At 59.0% G+C, this 1,050-nt stretch carries 1 protein-coding gene; it reads left to right on the top strand.

Going from position 1 to position 1,050, the window contains the following annotated elements; genetic code table 11:
- Window positions 1-112: 112 nt before the first annotated feature.
- Window positions 113-1,050, top strand: a 938-nt coding sequence (locus SMC5_RS09760) for a pyruvate carboxylase subunit B (RefSeq protein WP_119120569.1), incomplete at its 3' end; no start/stop codon positions are given.

Here is a 1,050-nt window from a genome sequence, read left to right as displayed (position 1 = left end):
GGTTCACGTGTCAAACAAGTTCAGCATGAACGTCGGTAGTAAGTCGTTCGACGTCGAGATTGAGGAACTCAGTGCAGAAAGCAGACCAGACTTAACATCTCCATCCTCCAGTATGGCTCCGGCTCACAAGGTCGGCATCATGGAGACGGTCCTCCGGGATGCGCAGCAGTCACTCATTGCCACCCGCATGACCACGAAGGAGATGGAGCCTGCGTTCGAGGCGATCGACGCGGTCGGGTATCACTCCATAGAGATGTGGGGCGGGGCGACCTTCGATTCCTGCCTGCGCTTCCTCCACGAAGACCCATGGGAACGTCTGCGCACGGTGCGCCATGCCATGAAGCATACCAAGCTGCAGATGCTGCTGCGCGGCCAGAATGTCCTCGGCTACAAGAACTACGCCGACGATGTCGTGGACGCCTTTGTCGAAAAGTCTCTCAAAAACGGCATCGACATCATTCGCGTGTTTGACGCCCTGAATGACATGCGCAACGTGGAACGCGCCATCCGGACGACCAAGAAGCTGGGCGGGAACGCACAGGGGTGTATTGTCTACACCATTGCCCCGACGTATACGGTCGACAAGTACGTGGGTATCGCCCGCGAGCTCGAACAGATGGGTGTGGACAGCCTCGCCATCAAGGATATGGCCGGCCTGCTGACCCCGTATGCGACGTATGACCTGGTGGCAGCGCTCAAGAAGATGACCAGCCTGCCCATCCAGATCCACAGCCACTATACGACGGGTCTGGCTGGACAGTCATACCTCAAGGGGATCGAGGCGGGGGCCGACGTGGTCGACTGCGCCATCTCGCCCTTCGCGATGGCGACTTCCCAGCCTTGTACAGAGACGATGGTGGCAGCGCTCAAAGGCACGCCATATGACACCGGTATCGACCTCGAAGCCCTGAACGTTGTGGCACAGTTCTTCATCCCGGTTCGCGAGAAGGCGCTGGAGTCGGGTCTGCTGGACGCCAAAGTGATGGGGGTCGACGTGAACGCGCTCATCTACCAGCTGCCCGGTGGCATGATCTCCAATATGGTCAGCCA

Source organism: Candidatus Cryosericum odellii (assembly GCF_003570935.1).
Taxonomy (GTDB): domain Bacteria; phylum Caldisericota; class Caldisericia; order Cryosericales; family Cryosericaceae; genus Cryosericum; species Cryosericum odellii.
This window is presented reverse-complemented; position numbering and strand designations above follow the sequence as displayed.